This window comes from Buttiauxella warmboldiae, assembly GCF_003818135.1.
Taxonomy (GTDB): Bacteria; Pseudomonadota; Gammaproteobacteria; order Enterobacterales; family Enterobacteriaceae; genus Buttiauxella; species Buttiauxella warmboldiae.
Genome location: NZ_RPOH01000111.1, coordinates 1 through 1,315, shown reverse-complemented (window position 1 = coordinate 1,315; position 1,315 = coordinate 1). Strand labels below are relative to the sequence as shown.

At 52.3% G+C, this 1,315-nt stretch carries 1 protein-coding gene; it reads right to left on the bottom strand.

Annotated features, from left to right (window positions below; genetic code table 11):
* Positions 1 to 7 precede the first annotated feature (7 nt).
* Positions 8 to 1,213, bottom strand: coding sequence for an ISL3 family transposase (locus EHN07_RS19930; RefSeq protein WP_124025746.1), 1,206 nt, complete (start codon positions 1,211 to 1,213; stop codon positions 8 to 10).
* Between the last annotated feature and the right edge of the window lie 102 nt (positions 1,214 to 1,315).

Genomic DNA, 1,315 nt, shown 5'->3' with positions numbered 1-1,315 from the left:
AAAAGGTTCATCGCGCTTTACCGGGGAACGCTGCTTTTATCTTCATAAAAAAGTAGTCGTTATCCCGGTATCCATATGCCATCCTTTTTATCACTTTGATCCTGTTGTTCATTCCCTCCAGCACGCTGGTATTCAGACGATGTGTGGCACTGGCGATTATTCCGCTCATGTAGCCTTTCAGCTTCTCCGCGAACTGCTGTAGCGCCTTTATGCCACTTTCCTGTGACTGCCTGTACCACTCATTCCAGCGACGCTGTGCGACTTTCTTATCCGGGGCATACCACAGCTCTTTCAGGGCGCTTTTCATCACATACACCGTATTTAACGGCTGGTTTGCCTCCAGTAACTCGGCCAGTTTCACTTCATGACCCTCCGGCAGATTTTCCGGATTACGCAACAGCAGCCAGCGACTGCGTTTAATCACCTTCCGTGCTTTTTTGTTATCCCGTAACTGATTCGCCTGATCGACCCGTACTCTGTCGATAACTTCCCGGCCGAACTTCGCCACGACATGGAACAGGTCATAGACCACTTCCGCCTGTGGACACTGTTCTCTTACCTCAAGATCCAGCGCCGTATTCATATCCATCGCGACGGATTCGATAGCTGCACAGCCTTCCGACCCCAGCCAGGTAAAGAACGGGCGGAAGGCCACACGACTACGCCCTTCGCCAACCCACAGAACCTGCTGTGTATCGGCATCCACCACAACAGTGGCGTAGCGGTGGCCTTTAAACAACGCGAACTCATCCAGCATCAGGCGACGGACCGTATGTCGTTCAGGCTCTCTCAGTTCCCGCAGCATACGGCGGTAATCGATATTTTTAATCGTATGCCAGTGCAGGCCGGTCAACTGTGCCACATGTTTCACCGGCAATAACCGGGTGAGCGATTCCACCCAGGTGGCTAACGAGGAGGTGTAACGTTGTCGTTCAGGCAGCCATGAGATGCTTTCAGTGACAATCCCGCAGCGGAAGCAGCGCAGACGGCGAACAGGAAGCTGAAGAGTGACCCGCCAGTGTAGTAAATCACGCTCACGTACACGGCGCACAGAGACATCATGGACAGCACAGTCGCTGCAACCACATCGACGGCACGATGGTGCAAAACCGGGGTCAGGCCGGAGTGTAATAAGCAGAGCGTCAGGCGCAGAATGGGTGAAAGAATCAACAGTGAAACCTTCCCAGAACAGGGAAGAAAGATTAGCATTCATAGTGACGGCGGTTGAGTGGCTGGTTAGTGTTTTGGCGAATACAAAACTAACCACTTTTACCGCCGTTTTCTATTGGTTCACGCTTAACCGCGATGAACCAAA

What these genes read in the sequence shown, in the direction of transcription:
- EHN07_RS19930 (WP_124025746.1), bottom strand. Translation starts at nt 1,213, where the DNA reads ATGAATGCTAATCTTTCTTCCCTGTTCTGGGAAGGTTTCACTGTTGAT.